The following is a 19,240-nucleotide window of genomic DNA, read 5'->3' on the forward strand; positions in this document are numbered from 1 at the left end:
ATAACGCAGGAGCGGGCCATGCGTTACCTGCCACTCACAGAAGAAGACCGGCGACAGATGCTGGATCGTATCGGGGCCGGGTCTGTCGAAGACCTGTTCCGGTCTATCCCACAAGCCGCACGGGACAATGCGCCACGTCATCTGCCCGGGTCACGCTGCGAAATGGATGTGGAGCGGGAAATCCAGGCGCTGGCAGCACGAAATCTGGATCGTACCAAGGGACCTACCTTTCTGGGAGCCGGGAACTACTTCCACCACGTTCCTGCCGCACTGGATTATCTGATCCAGCGGGGCGAGTTCATGACCGCCTATACCCCATACCAGCCCGAAATCGCCCAAGGAACCTTGCAGGTCCTTTTCGAATTCCAGACCCAGGTAGCCATGATCACCGGCATGGAGGTGGCCAACGCCTCGCTGTATGATGGTGCAACCGCCTGTGCCGAGGCTGCGGCCATGGCAGCACGGATTACCGGGCGTTCGCGGGTTGTGATATCCGGTCAGGTGCACCCGCACTTCTCGTCCACAACACACACCTTCCTCAAGCACACCGCCATAGACGTCGAGATTTTGCCCCCGGATCCGATGAATCAGGACGATCTGCTGAAATATGTCGAGGCAGACGTTGCCTGTATCATCGTACAGACACCTGGTTTCTTCGGTCACTTGCATGACACCACAGACTTGGCCAATGCCCTGCATGCCGCAGGAGCTCTTTTGGTGGTTGCTGTCTGTGAGACGCTTAGCTTGGGCATAGTGAAACCGCCCGGTGCAATGGGGGCTGACATCGTGGTTGGAGAGGGGCAGAGCCTCGCCATACCACCTGGATTTGGTGGTCCGGGGGTCGGGCTGTTTGCAACCCGGAATGCATTTATCCGTCAAATGCCCGGACGCTTGTGCGGAGAGACCGTCGACAGCGAAGGGCGGCGAGGCTTTGTCCTGACTCTTTCCACGCGGGAACAGCACATACGGCGCGAAAAAGCGACATCCAATATCTGCACAAACTCCGGCTTGATTGCCACAGCCTTCTCGATCTTCATGACCCTCTTGGGCGACAAGGGCTTTACAGAACTCGCGGAGCTGAATCATGCGCTGGCCTGTACTGCGGCTGATCGCCTAGCAGCTATCCCGGGCGTCTCGCTTCTGTCCGGAACATTCTTCAACGAATTTGCACTGATGCTGAAACAGCCGGCAGCGCCGGTTGTCGATGCCTTGGCCGAGCGCAATATTATGGCCGGCATTCCAGCAAGTCGTTTCTGGCCCGGTGACAAGACTGTTGAGAATATCCTGCTGGTGGCCGTTACAGAAACCAACACCGATGCTGAGATACGGACCTTGGTCCATCATCTGGGGGACATACTGGCATGACCACCCCGTCTACGTTTACCGGTAACAAAGGGCTTCAGACGGAAGAGCGCCTGATCTTCGAGTACGAGCACGCGGAACGGACCGCCGTTGACCTACCCCCTGCCCCTGCACACCGCCCCAGACTGGGATCACTGCGACGCACCACAAAGATTGGTCTGCCCGGATTGGCCGAGCCTCAGGTCGTGCGCCACTATACACGCCTGTCACAGAAGAACTTCGGTATCGACACGGGATTTTTTCCCTTAGGCTCGTGTACCATGAAACACAATCCCCGGCTTAACGAGAAACTGGCCCGGCTTTCTGGTCTGGCCGCCATTCATCCGTTCCAACCTGTTTCAACGTCCCAAGGGGCCCTGGCCCTGATGGACAGGTTGGGGAACTGGTTGAAAGAACTGACAGGAATGGCTGCTGTTGCTCTCTCACCCGCCGCAGGGGCGCACGGGGAGCTGTGCGGAATGATGGCCATTCGGGCCGCACTGGATGAAAGGCAGGACGAACGCAGAACGGTTCTGGTCCCACAGAGCGCACATGGCACCAATCCGGCCACAGCCACCCTGTGTGGGTTTCGGGTGGAAAGCATTCCTGCAGAAAGCAGTGGGCGTGTTTCGGTCAAGGCCGTGCGGGAGCGTCTGGGCCCCCATGTCGCGGCCATCATGATTACAAACCCGAATACCTGCGGGCTGTTTGAGAGTGAAATGGCGGCGATCGCTGAAGAAGTCCATCGTGCCGGCGGGTTTGTGTACATGGACGGGGCAAACTTCAATGCCTTGGTCGGACGGGTCCGGATTGCGGATCTTGGCGCGGATGCCATGCATATCAACCTGCACAAAACGTTTGCCACACCACATGGGGGTGGCGGGCCAGGGTCTGGTCCAACGGTCCTGTCCGAGACGCTGGCACGTTTTGCCCCGGTACCTTACGTCAAGCGATACCCTGAGGGGTTCCGCCTGATTGAAACAGAGGACGAGGCACGCGCAGACGGGAACAACCCCTTTGGACGGCTCAAGGGGTACCATGGGCAATTTGGCATGTTTGTACGCGCCATGGCCTACATGATGTCCATGGGGCTGGACGGGCTGCAGCAGGCCTCCGGTGATGCCGTGCTGAACGCCAACTATCTTCTGGCCCAACTGGGCGATGTCTTGTCAGCGCCCTTCGCGGGACCGGTTATGCACGAAGTCCTGTTTGATGACCGTTTCCTGAAAGACACGGGCATCAGCACACTGGATTTTGCCAAGGCCCTGATTGATGAAGGGTTCCACCCCATGACCATATACTTCCCTTTGGTGGTTCAGGGGGCCATGTTGATAGAACCAACAGAAACCGAGAGCAAAGCAACCCTGGATACGTTCATAGAAACCGTTCGCAGCCTGGTCGCCGCAATCCGGCAAGGCCAGACCGAACGCTTTCATCAAGCACCCGTCTATACACCACGGCGGCGGCTGGATGAAACCCGCGCAGCCCGCACACCTGTTCTTCGCTGGTCCCCCCACGAAACCTAACATATCAAGATATTATAAAACCCAAAGGCCCCGCGACCGGAGGGCATGCCGCAGAGTTGCACCTTGGTTTGCATTTTGCGAAGACTGGTCATGAAAAAGCGGGACCTCGGGCAGAATCCTGCCATATCCCCATCTGGCCCGCCTTTTGCTGGTAAAGGGGTGAGAGCAGAGAGAAGGGCACTTTACCCCGGTTACCTGTCGAGATATCTCAGGGCAGTGAGATATCTCCGGGTGCCGGGGTTTTTCTGTCTGCCCCATCCCCTGTTTCCGGACGCGGAGCAGGCAAAGCAGACCGCAAGGCCGGGACGGCTGCAGTCAGAAACACGGAAGAAAGCCAAGCCCGGGCTGAAACCGGTGTCGGATCAGGGGAACGGCCAAGGGACCATTGGGCGGCACGCCGAAGCCAAAGAGCTGCCTTGGCAGAGTCTTTCTTTTCGTCCTCCTCGACCAAAGCCATCAAGGACGCAAGGCGCGGATCTTCAAGCCCGTTACGGTACAATCCCTCCAAAGCCGACCGAGCCTGCCCCCACAGTTTGGCCTCCAAGGAAACCGTAGCCAGAAGAAAAACACTTTCCGGATGTGAAGGAGCCCTGTCGGTCAATGTCTTGACCCGGGCCACGCGCTGCAACTCTGGCTCGCGGGCGCACAACTCCAGAAAAGCCGCAGCAAGGGCAGAATGTGCCATATCTGGCCAGACATCCCGGATCAGGGACATCCCCTTGGCCGGGGCCCCTTCCCTCCCCAAGGCACGCACCAGCGTCAGGACAGCCGGCAGAAAATGACGGTCCTGACGCATGGCCTTTCGGGCATTCCGTCGTGCAGCGCTGGTATCACCCTGTTCCAACAGGGTTTCAGCATATGCCGTCCGGAAAGCAGACACAGCTCTGACGCTCTGCTTCCACTCCAGAACACCCAGTTTCTGTCCAAGTTCTGCCGTGGACAGGGCTTCCTCCCAGTCGTGGTCCCGAACCTGGCACTCCAACAACATAGAGGCAGCCCAGTCCAGGCGCGGATTAAGGTCAAAAGCCTCTTGGACCAAGCGCCTCTGTTCCGCATGGCGCCCAGAACGCCCCGCCATTCTTGCCAAGGACTTCAAGGCAGCGGGGCGTACCTCGGGAACATCAAGAAGACCTGCCAGAATGTTGGCAGCCGCCGCATGATCCCCTGCAATCTCAGCCGACTGCGCTGAAAGGAGAAGTACCGCAGAATCACTTCCCAAATCACGACGGGCAGTACGAACCGCACGACGCAAACCAACAGCATCCCCCGCCAGGGCCGCAGCATAGCCATAGCCAAGAGCAGCCACACCCTCTTTCAGACGGCGACGCTCCATCCAGCTCCCGACCGTTGACGGCAGGGATACAATCCGGCGAAGCATACCGTAAAGCCAGAAGACAAACCCACCAGACAGTACCAAAAGCATCAGAAGAAAAGGAACGTTGGTATCTGCCCGCCACCCCAGCCACTGCACAGAAACCATCCCTGGATTCCGGGCCAACCAGACGGCCAAGGCAACAAAAATCGCAACCGTGACCAGCCAACGCAGCAGACCGAAAACCATCTCCTTATCCCTCCGGCTTCCGGGAAGGCAATGGATCACCAACCCCCAAGCGCACGACGGCCTCGTCTACCAACACATCTAGGGCTGCATTGGCGGCAAGGCGGGCCTGAGCCATCTGGATCCACGGCTGGGCAACCTCGACAGCCTGACCGGACAAACGCGACAACTCGGCCACAGCAGAGGCAAGATCACCACCGGAAGCTGCCTCGGCCGCACGAGCTGTCACAGCCGCCGGGAAATCGGCCACATCAGCACCGTCAACGCGGCGAACAGAAACAACGGACGTCAGGGCATCCACGGTCCGCGCCCACCATGCCGACTGGTCATCCGGCCCATAACCAGCACGGATAATCGCCGGAACAAGGTCAGATAGCTGACGATCCAAGGCAACCGGCGTGGCAATACCGCTGTCAGCATAATCGTGCAGGGCAGAAAGCGAAAGAGATGGGTCAACACCTTCAGGCATCAGGGCCCGCACTGTTCGCAGAGACAAGCCATAGGGCCTTCCTGCATCGATAGCCTCACGTAGCTGACCGACAGCCAGCATAAAAGCCACCACACGTTCCTGACGGCCGGAGGTTCGACGCACCTGTTCTTCTATCGCCGCAACACGATCGGCAAGACCAAGAACAGTCCCTGCACCAATTCGGTCACGTGACAATTCGTCAATCCGGCGCCCCATGGCATTGATGGCATCATCGCGGGAAAGCGGCATGCGCGCTTCTATGCCCTGCAAGGCTGCCTCAAGGGCGTCCAGCCTTTCTTGAAGGACATTGTTGTCATCGGCCGCCACGTCAGGCTCTGCCCCCGGATCCGGGGCAAGATCGGAAAGGCCCTGCTGTATCTGCTGCTCAGCCAAGGCCAACCGGTACCGGGTCTGATCAAGTGTCTGGCGCATGTTGCCCAGCGCAGCACGCACATCATCCAGTTCCCCGCGCAAGGCCACGACATCCGCTGCTTCCGGCACAGTCCCACCCCGGGAAATCAATGGAAGATCAAGAGAAACAGACAAACGCGGCAGCACCGATGAGAGCCATCCCGAACCGATCAGGATCAAAGCGACGAACACGCCAAAAGCAAGGACAGGGATACGCCATCGCATCATCCCGCCCTGTTTGGCACGCCCGACACCTCCGTCAGGCTCAACCGCCCCGGCTGGTGTTCCTTCCTGCCCTGCCCCGGCAACGCTCCGGAAAAGGTCCAGCAGGGAATCCTGCTGCGGGGCTTCAGCAACATGCACCTTGTCAAATTTGAGATCTGATACCGCATCGGCAACAGCCTTAGACAAGCACCAAGCTGTAACCGATGCCATATGGCTTTCCAAACCAGCCTGACGCACCAGTGAGATAAAAACCTTTGCTGTTCGGGCCGAACACAGCACAACCCCATCCAGATCCTTGGTGCGGAACGCAGAAACCACCTCGGACGGTAAAAGGGGAATGGGCTGTGTCTCGTACAAGGGAATATGGGTGCAGTCGTAACCCTTGTTCCGCAAATCGCCAGCCAGATCACCCGCAATATCAACCCCTGCCAGATGGTATAGGGGACCGATATCCGGAGCAAACGTCCGGCAAGCCAACCCAAACAGGGCCGCACTGTCACCATCTGCGGACTGCACGTTGGTGAAACCAGCATCCTGTAATACACGGGCCGTATGCTCACCAACTGCCAGAACCGGAACAGCATAAACGGCGTCACCAGTAGCCGGGGAACGGTGCAGAAGGCGCTTAAGGGCACGGGCTCCATTGGCGCTGGTCAGAAGAAGGCCACCCGCAGCCCCAAGATCCGGCAACGAGTCGGGGGTATGATCAACAACCGCCAACAACGGCGCTGTTATTACGCCCATGCCCAGCGCACGCAACGGGACTGCCAAGCGCTCCGTGTCCTCTGTTGGCCGTGTTACCAGAACCCGCATTGTCTGTTCCCCTTGACCTTCCGGACAGATTATCATCCACCCATACCATACGCCCTGCCACAAGGACCGGCTGCAAGCTCCATCGCCAGGTCACGTCCCAGACGGATGGCATCTTCCGCCAAACCAGTACGGGCACCGGTACGAACACCCGATCCATCTGGATTGGCCACAAATCCCCTCAGAAGGAGACGTGTTCCATCCTCTATCAACTCGGCCAATCCGGCAATCGGGGTCCTACAGGATCCATCTAGGGTTTGCAGAAAAGAACGCTCGCAGGAAACACAGATCATGGTTGGCAGATGGCTCAGGGGCTGGAGGATATCATACATGGCCCGATGACTGGCACGGCATGTTATACCAATAGCCCCCTGTGCAACAGCAGGCAGCATTTCATCCGTATCAAGAACAGACGTTGCACGATCATCAAGACCCAGCCGACGCAAGCCAGCCAAGGCCAGCAGGGTTGCATCCACAACCCCTTCTTCCAGGCGCTGCATTCTGGTCTGGACATTACCACGCAGAATCTGGACCCGAAGATGAGGAAAGTGCGCGAGAATCTGAGCCTGGCGCCGCAGGGAAGCCGTCCCCACCACAGAGTCAGACGGCAAGTCTGCCAAACACGACGCCTTTAGGGATAAAAACGCATCGCGCGGATCTTCACGCTCCAACATGCAGGGCAGGTCAATACCATCAGGCAGAACCGTCGGCACATCTTTCATGGAATGGACAGCCAGATCAATATCACCACGCAACATGGCTTCATCCAGCTCACGCGTGAAAAGACCTTTGCCCCCGATTTCGGAAAGCGGCCGGTCCTGAATGGCGTCCCCTGTCGTTCGGATTACAACAATATCAACAGCCTCTGGCGCGGCCAGAGACGGACAGGACGCGGTCAAACGGGCGCGTACCTCGTGTGCCTGTGCAAGCGCGAGGGGACTGCCGCGGGTACCGATGCGTACTTTCTCTGTGGCATTCATAGCTCCTGTGTTGTAAGGGCTTGCTTCGGGCAAGTGAAGGACTAAATCAGCATCATGCGTGTTCTGGGCATTGAAACCAGCTGCGATGAAACAGCAGCCGCAATCGTGGACAGCCATGCACCCTGTGGTGAGCGCATACGCGGCGAATCCATCCTGAGCCAGCTGGATGAGCACAGGGCATATGGCGGCGTTGTGCCCGAGATTGCCGCACGGTCCCATCTCGACCACATTGATCGCATGGTACACGAGGCCATGACCCAAGCCGGATGCACATTTGCGGATCTGGACGGCATCGCCGCCACCGGCGGACCGGGTCTGATCGGGGGGGTCATTGTGGGGGTTATGACAGCCAAGACCTTGGCCATGGTCCATAAGCGTCCCTTTATCGCGGTCAACCATCTGGAAGGTCACGCCCTGACCCCGCGCCTGAGTCATGACGTCGCATTCCCGTACCTGCTTCTGCTGGTTTCAGGCGGACATTGCCAAATTCTGGTGGTGGAAGATATTGGTCGCTGCCACCGGCTGGGCACCACGATTGACGATGCTGCGGGGGAAGCCTTTGACAAGGTAGCCAAAATGCTTGGTTTGGGTTACCCGGGTGGGCCAGCCCTGGAGCAGGCTGCCACCTTGGGCAAGGCTGACCGCTTCCGGCTGCCCCGCCCTATGAAAGGGCGCCCGGGATGTGACTTCAGTTTCTCGGGGCTAAAAACCAGCGTACGACAGACCGTGGAGAAACTACCACCAGGCCCCCTGTCCGAACAGGACCGCCATGATCTGGCTGCCGGATTCCAAGCCGCAGTGGTTGATGCCGTATCGGACCGCATACACCGCGCCATCCGCCTGTTCCAGGATCGATGGCCACAAGGGCAAACTCTGGTTGCAGCTGGAGGCGTCGCCGCCAATATGGCGCTGCGCCATATGTTACAGGATGCAGCAATACAGCACGGTCTTGAATTTGTCGCCCCGCCCCTGCGGTGGTGCACGGACAACGCCGCAATGATTGCTTGGGCCGGAGCTGAGCACCTGATACGGGGACAGACAGATTCCTTGGATTTCCGACCCAGACCACGCTGGCCACTAGACCCACACGCTCCAAAATCAACAGGTGCCGGTGCTGCCAAAGCCTGACAGGTTAAACAGAAGGTATTACGCCGTACCCGGGGGCAAGGTCCAGACCAGCCCTAGCAGCTTGGCTCATAATGGTGCTGAACCCATTCACGATAGGCACCGCTTGTAACCTGCTGCAACCAGCCCTGATGCTCCAAGTACCAGCTCACCGTCTTGCGCAAGCCCGTATCAAGGCTTTCGGCAGGACACCACCCGAGTTCATCGCGAATCTTTGTTGCATCGATGGCGTAGCGGCGATCATGCCCGGGACGGTCCCGGACATATGTAATCTGCTCAAGGTATGAAGCACCATCGGCACGGGGACTCTGCTCGTCCAGGATCTGGCACACCATCCGGACAAGATCTAGGTTTGTGCTCTCGCTGCATCCGCCAATATTATAGGTCTCCCCCAGAACACCGACCTCCAAAACCCTACGGATCGCCGCACCGTGATCCTTCACATACAGCCAGTCACGGACATTCTGCCCATCCCCGTAAATCGGCAACGGCTTGCCGGTCAGTGCATTATGGATGCAAAGGGGAATCAGTTTCTCAGGAAACTGGAATGGCCCATAATTGTTGGAACAGTTGGTTGTCAGAACCGGAAGGCCATAGGTGTGGTGATAAGCCCTGACAAGATGGTCCGAAGCAGCCTTGCTGGCAGCATATGGACTGTTGGGCATATAACGGCTTTCCTCTATAAATGCTGGCGCCGTTTCGTCCAGAGACCCGTAGACCTCGTCGGTCGATACATGGAGAAAACGAAAACGCGTTTGCATCGCGGCAGTCATGCACCCGTAGAAAGCACGCACTGCCTCCAGAAGGCGGAACGTTCCCACAATGTTGGTCTGGATAAAAGTCTCTGGCCCATCAATCGAACGATCAACGTGGGACTCAGCTGCAAAGTTGATCACAGCACGCGGCCGATAACGGGACAATAGATCCGATACAAGATCGTAATCACCGATATCACCCCGAACAAAGGTGTGGCGGGTATCATGGTGCAAGGCATCCAGATTCTGGATATTCCCGGCATAGGTCAGTTTATCAAGGTTGACGATTGGCTCATCAGAAACGGCAAGCCAATCAAGAACGAAGTTGGCACCTATAAATCCAGCCCCACCAGTTACCAGAAGCATCCCCCCTCACCCCTCATCAAATCACGTCAATGACCTTCCAGAACATCTGCTTCTGCTTCCTGTTCAAGGAGAATCCAATCCACAATCTCCTGCCCCGGTTGATAGGATGGAACCATCTGTTCAAGCATACGACGCCCCACACCCACATCATTCACAGCCAATGCCAAGGAGAATGCATCCAGCTTGTCCTGCAAAGACGACCACACTGGAACATCGGGTTCATGATCCATCAGGATACGGGGATGAGACGTACGGATTGAAGAGTCAAACCTGCCGACAGGATTCACCGTGGGATCAGGGACCGTAGCATCGATGCTGATAGTCCCATCTGGGTTCTGGTCTTCCCGGACAGTCAGGCCAGAGAAGGCAATCATACGTCGGGCAAGGTCACCCAAAAGAACTGGCTGCCCCATATCCAGACGAAAAATCTCCCCACCACGGCTCAACGCAGCAGCTTGGATAATCAAACAGGCCGCCTCCTCCACTCTCATGAAACAGCGGACATCCTGCGGATGAGAAATCAGCACCGGGCCACCTTCGCGGATCTGGCGATACATGCGGGGCAAAATGGCATCAGAAGGCTCAAAAACCACTCCGAACCGGACAGACGAAAAACAGGCTACGCCGTTCTCACCGGCCAGAGATTGCAAAATCATCTCCGCCAATCTTTTGCTCGCCCCCATAATCGTTGTCGGGCACATGGCTTGATCTGTGCTGACCAACACACAATTTGGAACACCATGCTCCAGAGCCGCACTGGCAACGGTCAATACCCCCAGCGTATTGACTTTGATCGCCTCGACTGGGTTGTGTTCAACCAAGGCATCATTCTTGTAAGCAGCAGCATGGTAGATGATATCGGGCTTCCACGTTGCCATAATTTCATGCATGCGATCTTCATCACAGACCGATGCCAAAAGTGGAATAAGGCGAACGGAAGTCTCATCTGCAACGTAAAGCAAGGACTGATACAAAGGCGCGAGTGCATACTCACTGTGATCGACCAGAAGAATCGTCTGCGGCTCAAGACGCATCAGCTGGCGGCACAGCTCACTGCCGATTACTCCCCCCGCACCTGTTACCAAAACAACCCTTCCTGACACATAGCGCGACAGAAGGATATGGTTGGGCCCCGTTGCCTCTTGCATCAGAACATCATCAACATCCAGATCCACGACTATAGCAGGATGAGAAGGGTCCTCAGGAACAGTACGGACAGCAACACCGGCTTTCAGCAGGCGCGCGAGTATCTGGTTGCGCCGGTCACGTGATATAGACGACAGGGCAAGAATAACCTCACGAATATCAAGGGTCGCAACCAGACTGGGCAGATCATCCGGGCTGTACAGAGGGAGCCCATCCAGCCTGTGGCCGTGCAGGCGATCATCATCATCCAAGAAGCCGATCACGCAGCGATCCTGACTGTTGACCATTGCGACAGCAAGGCGGCGTCCGGTCGCTCCTGCACCATAGATCAGCGAACGAGGCAAGGCAGCACGCCGCATCTGATCTTGATACAAACCGCCAAGCCAAAGACGAGCCATGGCTCGTGACGCACCGACACATAACAGAACAAGGACAGGAACAAGAATACCAACCGTACGCGGAATACCCGGAATGCCGATCACCGCAATAATCGTCGTATACACAAGACCAAAAACAGCGGTGGCAAAGGTCACAGCCATCAGGGCTTGCCACCCCGCATACCGGAAGATGGCCCGATATAATCCAAAAGCGACAAAAACCGGGAGAGCTGTCGCAACAGCAAGAAAGCTGGCCCACAACGCAGGCCCTGACAATACCACAAAAGACCCCAGCCGTATTCCCAGTGCCAACCATACGCAAAAAACACACAAGCCAACATCAATCGTCAGGACGACGAATCTCTTGGCCGTCCGGGAGAGAGACAGCACGGGCAAGGCCGCTTTGGTCAGGATGCATCGTATCAAGGGACTAACTCACCTGTTGACGGGAAAGTGTACCACAAGGAACGACACAGACTAACTGGCATCTGGACCCTTTACGGAAAACAGGGCACGACCATATCAGACGATCTTGCGCAGGCTGGATTGGGATACACGCAACATAACGGGCTTGCTCAGAAACTCGATGAGCACCATAGCTCTCTGTTCGCCATCATCTATCTGATACACAGCTTCTATACCAGCAAAAGGTCCATCCGAAAGCAGAACGCGCTCGCCAGACTGGAAAACAGCCTCTGGACTCGCCAGTGAACTAGACTCCCTGAGTCTCAAGAACTCTACCAACTGCCCGTCAATACGCGCTGGCTCAGCCCCAAAACTGACCAAACGGCTCACACCCAAGGTAGAGCGCACAGGAGCTAGTCCCCTTGCTGGACTTCCCCCATCCAAGCGGACGAACAAATAACGGGGGAAGAGCGGTTCTTGGACAACTTTTTTCTCTCTCTGGATGATTCTTTCACGAGAGAGAAGCGGCAAGTAGCAAGAATACCCCTGACGTTCCAAATTAAGAAGCGCCCGTTGTTCTTGCCTTGGCTTGGCATGTATCAGGTACCATTGCATACTCGGCGTCCTTAACGGGGCGGTTCAACCGGGACAATACCCAGCCCTAGATAAGAATTGTCCACCTCTGCTATCACTAGCCAATGTTCACATCAAGAGGGAGTTCACGACAATAAGCCACCAAGAAGTGTGTTGGTGTGAAGGAACCGCTATGCATTTCAACCAGAAAAAGTGCCATGAAATGACAGAGGTCCCAGACATGATGCGCTGTACACTAAATTATAATAACTATGGCCTCCAGACTGGTCTTCCGCGAAAACCGTACCCAGCCCTTACAGTCCGTTCACCACAAAACAACACGGCTGATCTCTGGCAATGAAACACAGAGTTAAACCTACATCCGCTGTCAATTTTCAGGTGCGGTAGATCACATCCCAGAATAGCTTGCAAATCTATCACCTAATGGTAGCTAAGATTAGGCTTCCAAGTAGCATCTGCCACAGAATCAACCACTGTATTTCAGGTCGGGCTCAATACGTGGACACGCCCATAGTGGTCTTCGAAACGGACGATATCATCTTCACCCAGATAACTGCCCGATTGCACCTCTATGATTTCCAGCGGAATGGTACCGGGATTGCTAAGTCGGTGGATCTCACCCAGTGGGATATAGGTCGACTGATTCTCAACGAACAGAAGCTTTTTATTGCCACAAGTGACCTCTGCGGTGCCCTTGACCACTACCCAGTGTTCTGCACGGTGATGATGTTTCTGCAAGCTGAGACTGGCACCAGGCTTGACCTGTATGCGCTTGACCTTGAAACAGCCACCTTCGTCAATGCTGTCGTACCAACCCCACGGACGATGCACTTTACGATGCAATGTGTGTTCTTCACGTTTCCTAGATTTTAGTTGATTGACAATGTGCGCTACATCTTGGCTGCGGGTTCTGTCGGCCACCAAGACTGCATCAGATGTTTCCACTACGATAAGGTCTTCCACACCTACCAAGCTAACTAAACGGCTCGAGGCATGCACCAAGGTATTACGGCTGTTTGTGGTAAGTACATCACCGACATGTGCGTTACCTTGATTGTCTTTTGATAGCACATTCCAGACCGCATCCCACGCGCCCAGATCGCTCCAACCGGCATCCAGCGGGATCATATGGAGAGAGAAATGGCTTCCCGGACAGCGCTCCATAACAGCATAGTCAATTGATTCCGAGGGAATTGCAGCAAATTCGGCAACACCGGGACGCACAAAATCCGCCTCTCCACTGCGATTAGACCAAGCAGCGCGAGTAGCAGCCAGAACATCAGGACGGAAATGTTCTATAGCCTGGAGCCAGATGGAAGCCCTAAGCACGAACATACCAGCATTCCAGTAATAGCACCCCTCTGTAAAGTACTGCTGAGCTGTAGCTTGATCAGGTTTTTCGACAAATCGCTCAACGACAAAGGTAGCAGTAGACTTTACCAAGGCTTGGATATAGCCGTACCCTGTTCCTGGATGATCTGGTGTAACCCCCAAGAGAACGATAGTACCCTCGTCTGCTTGGCGAATGGCACCATGCATTGCCAGCTTGAAGGCACCGTCATCTTGTAAAATCTGATCAGCAGGGGTCACCACCAGCACAGGATCTTCACCATTATCAATGGCAGCAAGCGCAGCTAGCGTAAGAGCGGGGGCGGTATTCTTGGGCACAGGCTCAAGCAAAATCTTACGTGGATTAACACCAACCTCACGCAATTGCTCTATTACCAGAAACCGGTGATCCTCGCCTGCTACAACGAAAGGATCAGCCGCCTGAATATTTTCAGCATCCAAGCTTATCAGGCGGTTGGCGGCTTGCTGAAACAGGCTTTCGGCACCCGTCAGACATAGAAACTGTTTTGGAAATCCTGAACGGGAAAGCGGCCATAGACGGGCCCCAGAGCCACCACAGAGAATAACGGGCTGTAACTTGACGTTATTGGCCATGAAGTCACTCTCAAACCTTTAGAAGTCTGGAAACACCATGTACTGGCATACATATCTCCCAAAGCAAGCGGAGCACTCTCTCAAACGCCTGAGACATGTCAAGTATGCTGTTGCCTTTGACTGTTCCAAGACTAATGGCATGCTAATCAGCGCTTGTCACAATAAGAGCTTTTCCTCCCGTAACAAGGAAACCCCTACTTACTGGTTCACACCATCAGCCAATAACTCTTTATAAATCGTCAAGTGGGCATCAATCACCTGCTCGATAGCAAATTCCCTCTCGGCAAAAGCTCTACCCTCGGCCCCCATCTGCCGGCGTTTAACTGAGTCTTCGATCAAAAACTGAATCGCATCCGCCAAAGCACCAGAGTCCCGAACAGGTACCAGAACCCCTGTTTTTCCAGGCACGATGGCATCGCGACAACCAGGTACATCCGTGGTTACGACTGCCCTGCCACAAGCCGCTGCCTCAATAAGTACTTTCGGCAAACCTTCACGATATGACGGCAAGACGATAATGTTAGAGTTGGAAAAGAGGCTAGGAATGTCACTTTGATACCCTAGAACCTCAACAATCCCCTCTTTGATCCAAAGAGAAAGCTCGCTTTCCGGAACCGATGTAAGATTACCCGGGTCTGGAGATCCAGCTAACAAGAACCGTGCCGCAATACCGCGTGCCTTTATCCTCCGCGCGGCATCAACGAACTCCTGCACTCCCTTATCTTTTAAAAGTCGCGCTGCAAAAGTAACCACCGGCATACCCTCTGGCTCCGGCCGTACGGAGTATGCAGCTAGCAGCACCCCCGATCCCTTGATTAAGGCTGTTTTCTCCTCGCGCACTGCGCCCATACCAAGCAATGCTGCGCGGTCATCCGGATTCTGGAAGATCACCTTTGCATTCACATGCCCCAATGCAAGTCGATACAGCCACTCAACACTACAGCGCATCCAAGAGCGCACTTGCGTGCGACCAGTAAACATCGTGCCCAAACCAGATATGGCAGCCACCATTGCAGGAACACGTGTCAGCCTTGCCATCAAGCCACCGTAAATAACAGGCTTGATAGTCACCAAGTGGACAAGAGCGGGCCTGATCGTCCTCATCACCCGATGAATTCCCCACAAGGCTTTTAGTTCAAACAGTGGGTTCCGCCCACTGCGCGACATTGGCAAAAGATGATGCCGAAACCCCAGCTCGACGATCTTGTGACAAGCCTCCCCTGGTCCCGTGGCAATCTGCACTTCATACCCTGCACTCTTGGCAGCAATCGCCAAAGGCAGGCGATGGGACAAGAAGAACTCAGGGCTGTTTACGATGAACAAAACAATCAAGATTTCAAACCAATCTCTGTCTTTCTAACCAAGACTGAAACATTAATACATTCCAAAGTAGGTATTGCCAATTGCGCTTACCGGACAAATGCTCCGCCCATTTCGTGTGAACAGAAACTGGATTGAAGAAACCTTCACGTCGCAAACGATCTTGGTCTAACAAAGCTTCGGCCCAATCCTTAAGCGGGCCCCTAAGCCAAGCATCAATTGGTACACCGAAACCCATCTTGGGGCGCTCAATCAGTTGCTTGGGAACATGCCGATAAAGGACCTCCCGCAAAATCCACTTTCCAACACCATTTCGCAACTTCATTGACTGCGGAATACGCCAAGAAAACTCGACGACACGGTGATCCAAGAATGGAACACGACTCTCCAAAGAAACACCCATAGCAGCGCGGTCAACCTTGACAAGAATGTCATCAGGCAAATACGTAATGGTATCCAATGCCATCATTCGTGGTACAGAATCCAACCCGCCGAGGTTGGGGGGAGAGCCATTCAGGTAAGTCTCTGGCTCGTGACCACCCAGAACAACTTCATCAGGATCCCAGTGCGTTAGAAGGCCAAGGTAGAGGTCATCAACTTGCCGAGCGGCCAGCACTCCAGCACCTTTATGCAATTTATCCCCGATGTTGGCAAAGCGCATTGAATGAGGTGCCCACGCCTGCAGGGGGCCGATCATGCGATTCCAGCCACTCGGCGACAACACCCGAATACCAGAAGCAGCTAATGCCCGCATCCCAGTAGGTACTCTAGACAGCTTCCCCCAGAGTTTTTGTGTTAAAACATAGCGGTTATAACCACAGAATAACTCGTCCCCAGCATCGCCCGATAGGGAAACAACGACCTTCTGCCTCGCAAGCTGTGAAACCAGAAACGTTGGAATCTGTGAGGAGTCCGCAAAAGGCTCACAATATAAGCTAGGCAGCTTGGGGATAACGTCCATCGCCTGCTGTGGCGTCACATACAGCTCGGCATGTTCTGTTCCCAAGTGACGGGCCACAGCTTTGGCGTGCACGGCTTCATTGTAGCCCGCTTCATTAAAGCCGATAGTGAAGGTTTTTATCGGCTGTCGGGACTGTGCTTGCATCAAGGCAACAACTGTTGAGGAGTCAACTCCCCCCGATAAGAATGCTCCCAGCGGCACATCCGCCATCATCTGCTGGCGTATAGCATCCTTTAGCAAAATCTCAAGTTCGTCTATCGCCTGCTTTACATTGCCCTCGAACGGGCTTTCTATGCCAGCTTTCGCTACCTCCGCAAGCGACCAATACACGACAAGCTTTGGCTCACGCTCTCGCAGCGAAACTGTCAGAGCACATCCCGGCGGTAGCTTAAAGATATTCTGGTAAATGGAATAAGGTGCAGGGATATAGTTATGGCGCATGAACAGGCGCAATACGTCGCGATTCACCTCTGAAAAAAAGCTTGGATGCGCTTGCAGTGCTTTCAATTCCGAACCGAAGAGAAAGCTTGTTCCCTGCCAACCGTAGTAAAGTGGCTTTTCACCAATACGATCACGCACCAATGTCAGCGTTTGGCTCTCCCGGTCCCACACCGCAATAGCAAACATACCAATGGCCCGCTCAAGCGTCGCGACAACACCCCACATGTCAAACCCAGCGAGAAGCGTTTCTGTATCGGAGTGACCACGCCAGCAGGCATCCACACCGTCTTTTTCCAGTGTGGCACGTAAATCAAGATGGTTATAAATCTCCCCATTGAATACGGCCATATAACGCCCCGTTGGCGATACCATGGGCTGATGCCCCGCCGGGGATAAATCAAGAATGGATAAACGGCGATGCGCCAAACCGATACCAGCATCTCGGTCCCACCAAATTCCAGAGTCATCGGGGCCACGATGCCTGATAGCCTCTGCCATTCGGTACAGGATCGCCTCGGGTGCATCAGGCCCCGCTGCTGTCAGAAAACCTGCAATACCACACATTATATGCCAATCACCTGTTGATACCACTGACGGTACATTAATACAGTCCATAATGTGGCCTGCCGATCCAACCCCATCTGATGCTCTCGCCAGACAGACGACACCACCTTCGCATTCAATCCACAGGCATCAAGGTCTGCAGGCCTGAGAAGGCTTTCCCCCCAATCCTTCAGTGGCCCCCGTAACCATTTCCCCACTGGCATGCCAAACCCCTGCTTGGGGCGCTCAATCAACGCTTTTGGAATATGTCGATACAATAACTCACGCAGCACCAATTTACCGCGATCCCCCTTGTCAGCCAGTTTCAGCGACGGTGCAATCTGCCAGCTCCATTCGACTATCGGGTGCGTCAGCAGTGGCACTCTTGCTTCCAGCGAAACCGCCATACTCGCCCTATCAACTTTTGTCAGGATGTCATCCTGCAAATAATTCCGCTGATCGACCAACATCATCTCTTCTGCCCATGACAGATCGGGATAGTGCACGGCATCTACCCCCAGCGAATGTTTTGCCTCAAAACCTAGAAGATGACCCGGATCACTCCATACAGACATTGTATTTTTATACGCAGCGTCACGATCACAGCCAAGATAAGCCGCGAAGCGCCGTACCCGATAGGCTAGCCCCTCTGCACTGGAATAACGGTAACCTAGAGCCGGATTGACCATATGGTCCCATACTGTCGCCGGTATAGCCTGCAGCATTCTGGCAGCCAGCCGAGCCCCCCCCGGAGAGAGTCGCTGGCGCAGTGCTTCAATGCGCTTTGCCCAGAAATAACGAGGGTATCCACCAAATAACTCATCTCCCCCATCACCTGACAGACAAACGGTCACAGACTCACGTGCAAAACGGGATACCAAGTAGGTTGGGATCGAACTGTTATCTGCAAACGGTTCATCAAAAAAACCGGCAACCGTCGGTACCAATGCGGGGATCTCATCAGAATCCAAGATCAATTCATGATGCTCGGTACCCAAATGCCGAGCGACAGCCCGTGCATGGGCAGATTCATCGTGTGATGCCTCTCGGAAGCCAATTGAAAACGTCTTGACGGGGTAAGACGATTCGGACTGCATCAAAGCCACCAGCGCAGAAGAGTCAACGCCACCGGAAAGAAAAGCACCATAGGGTACATCTGACTGCATGTGTTGCCTGACAGAGTGGCGCAAACGAATCTCAAGTTCATCTGCAGCTTCCTGCAACGACATCGACGCATTCACACTCTGCCGCAGTGTGGTGACCCGTTCGGCAAGATCCCAATAAGAACTACATACTGCCTCACCATGCGCAAAGCGAAGTAGTGTGCCGGAACTCAGCTTTTTGACACTATTCAGGATAGAAGCCGGAGCAGGAACGTATGCATAGCGGAAATAGGAAAATAACGCATCCTGATTGATAGACCTGTCGATCCAAGGCAACGGCAGTAGAGCTGTCAGTTCAGAGGAGAATGCAAAACTATCACCACGGTGCGCATAATAAAGCGGCTTGATCCCCATAGGATCGCGCACCAGCCACAAAACACGCTCCGCTCGATCATACAAGCCAAAGGCAAACATCCCCTCAAAGCACTGTGCAGCACCCTCGACACCCCATGCTGCACACGCCAGCAATACCACCTCTGTGTCCGACTCCCCGCGGAACGTATAGCCAGCTGACTCAAGCCGATGACGCAATTCCTTATAGTTATATACCTCACCATTGAATGTCAGGACATACCTACCGCAAGGCGAATGCATAGGCTGATGCCCAAGCGGTGATAAATCTAGGATCGACAGACGGCGTTGCCCAAACCAAACGCCAACATCCTGGTCAAACCATGCTCCCGCATCATCCGGACCGCGATGGCGCAGCCCATCACGCAGGCGCAGAGCCAACAAGGGGTCAATTCCTGGCCCCAGCCATCCGAAAATTCCGCACATTCG

Annotated in this window: 13 protein-coding genes; 3 read left to right on the forward strand and 10 right to left on the reverse strand. The window is 54.9% G+C overall.

Annotated elements, in window-relative coordinates; translation table 11 throughout:
* The first annotated feature begins 18 nt into the window (after positions 1-18).
* On the forward strand, positions 19-1,365 hold the full coding sequence (gcvPA, locus tag AY555_RS02520; protein ID WP_066133004.1) for an aminomethyl-transferring glycine dehydrogenase subunit GcvPA: 1,347 nt from the start codon (positions 19-21) through the stop codon (positions 1,363-1,365).
* Positions 1,362-2,867 carry an aminomethyl-transferring glycine dehydrogenase subunit GcvPB gene (gene gcvPB, locus AY555_RS02525; protein WP_066133007.1) on the forward strand — a complete coding sequence of 502 codons (1,506 nt, stop codon included), beginning with the start codon at positions 1,362-1,364 and terminating at the stop codon, positions 2,865-2,867. Before gcvPA ends, gcvPB begins: the two co-directional genes overlap by 4 nt.
* Positions 2,868-3,075: 208 nt before the next feature.
* On the opposite strand, the gene AY555_RS02530 is transcribed toward gcvPB, so the two are convergent.
* Genes AY555_RS02530 through hemC form a run of 3 tightly spaced genes read right to left on the reverse strand, consistent with a single transcriptional unit; the run spans position 3,076 to position 7,320 of the window.
* Positions 3,076-4,428, reverse strand: a complete 1,353-nt coding sequence (locus tag AY555_RS02530; protein WP_066133010.1) for a heme biosynthesis HemY N-terminal domain-containing protein — start codon at positions 4,426-4,428, stop codon at positions 3,076-3,078.
* Between the two features lie 4 nt (positions 4,429-4,432).
* A complete protein-coding gene (locus tag AY555_RS02535) occupies positions 4,433-6,343 on the reverse strand; it encodes a uroporphyrinogen-III synthase (protein WP_066133013.1) in 1,911 nt (636 codons plus the stop codon).
* Positions 6,344-6,375: 32 nt separating this feature from the next.
* Positions 6,376-7,320 (reverse strand): hydroxymethylbilane synthase, encoded by a 945-nt coding sequence (gene hemC, locus AY555_RS02540; protein ID WP_066133015.1) that lies wholly within the window; start codon positions 7,318-7,320, stop codon positions 6,376-6,378.
* Positions 7,321-7,374: 54 nt separating this feature from the next.
* Here hemC and tsaD point away from each other — a divergent pair, with 54 nt between their 5' ends.
* The gene (tsaD, locus tag AY555_RS02545) at positions 7,375-8,448 is read left to right on the forward strand and encodes a tRNA (adenosine(37)-N6)-threonylcarbamoyltransferase complex transferase subunit TsaD (RefSeq protein WP_066133018.1); all 1,074 of its coding nucleotides are present in this window, start codon (positions 7,375-7,377) and stop codon (positions 8,446-8,448) included.
* A 53-nt stretch (positions 8,449-8,501) separates the two neighbouring features.
* Here the strand turns inward: tsaD and rfbB are convergent, their stop codons facing one another.
* From rfbB to asnB (AY555_RS02580), 7 genes are all read right to left on the reverse strand, one after another.
* Positions 8,502-9,566 (reverse strand): dTDP-glucose 4,6-dehydratase, encoded by a 1,065-nt coding sequence (rfbB, locus tag AY555_RS02550; protein ID WP_066133021.1) that lies wholly within the window; start codon positions 9,564-9,566, stop codon positions 8,502-8,504.
* Positions 9,567-9,592: 26 nt separating this feature from the next.
* Positions 9,593-11,515, reverse strand: a complete 1,923-nt coding sequence (locus tag AY555_RS02555) for a polysaccharide biosynthesis protein (protein ID WP_066133023.1) — start codon at positions 11,513-11,515, stop codon at positions 9,593-9,595.
* Between the two features lie 96 nt (positions 11,516-11,611).
* Entirely contained in the window at positions 11,612-12,109 is a 498-nt protein-coding gene (gene rfaH, locus AY555_RS02560) for a transcription/translation regulatory transformer protein RfaH (protein ID WP_066133026.1), read from the reverse strand.
* 459 nt (positions 12,110-12,568) lie between these two features.
* Complete coding sequence (locus tag AY555_RS02565; protein ID WP_066133031.1) at positions 12,569-14,032, reverse strand: mannose-1-phosphate guanylyltransferase/mannose-6-phosphate isomerase; 1,464 nt, start codon at positions 14,030-14,032, stop codon at positions 12,569-12,571.
* 198 nt (positions 14,033-14,230) lie between these two features.
* Positions 14,231-15,364, reverse strand: a complete 1,134-nt coding sequence (locus AY555_RS02570) for a glycosyltransferase family 4 protein (protein WP_209315829.1) — start codon at positions 15,362-15,364, stop codon at positions 14,231-14,233.
* A 4-nt stretch (positions 15,365-15,368) separates the two neighbouring features.
* Complete coding sequence (gene asnB / locus AY555_RS02575) at positions 15,369-17,318, reverse strand: asparagine synthase (glutamine-hydrolyzing) (protein ID WP_066133036.1); 1,950 nt, start codon at positions 17,316-17,318, stop codon at positions 15,369-15,371.
* Entirely contained in the window at positions 17,318-19,237 is a 1,920-nt protein-coding gene (gene asnB, locus AY555_RS02580; RefSeq protein ID WP_082811817.1) for an asparagine synthase (glutamine-hydrolyzing), read from the reverse strand. Before asnB (AY555_RS02580) ends, asnB (AY555_RS02575) begins: the two co-directional genes overlap by 1 nt.
* Positions 19,238-19,240: the final 3 nt, after the last annotated feature.

It is taken from the genome of Haematospirillum jordaniae, from assembly GCF_001611975.1.
Lineage (GTDB): Bacteria > Pseudomonadota > Alphaproteobacteria > Rhodospirillales > Rhodospirillaceae > Haematospirillum > Haematospirillum jordaniae.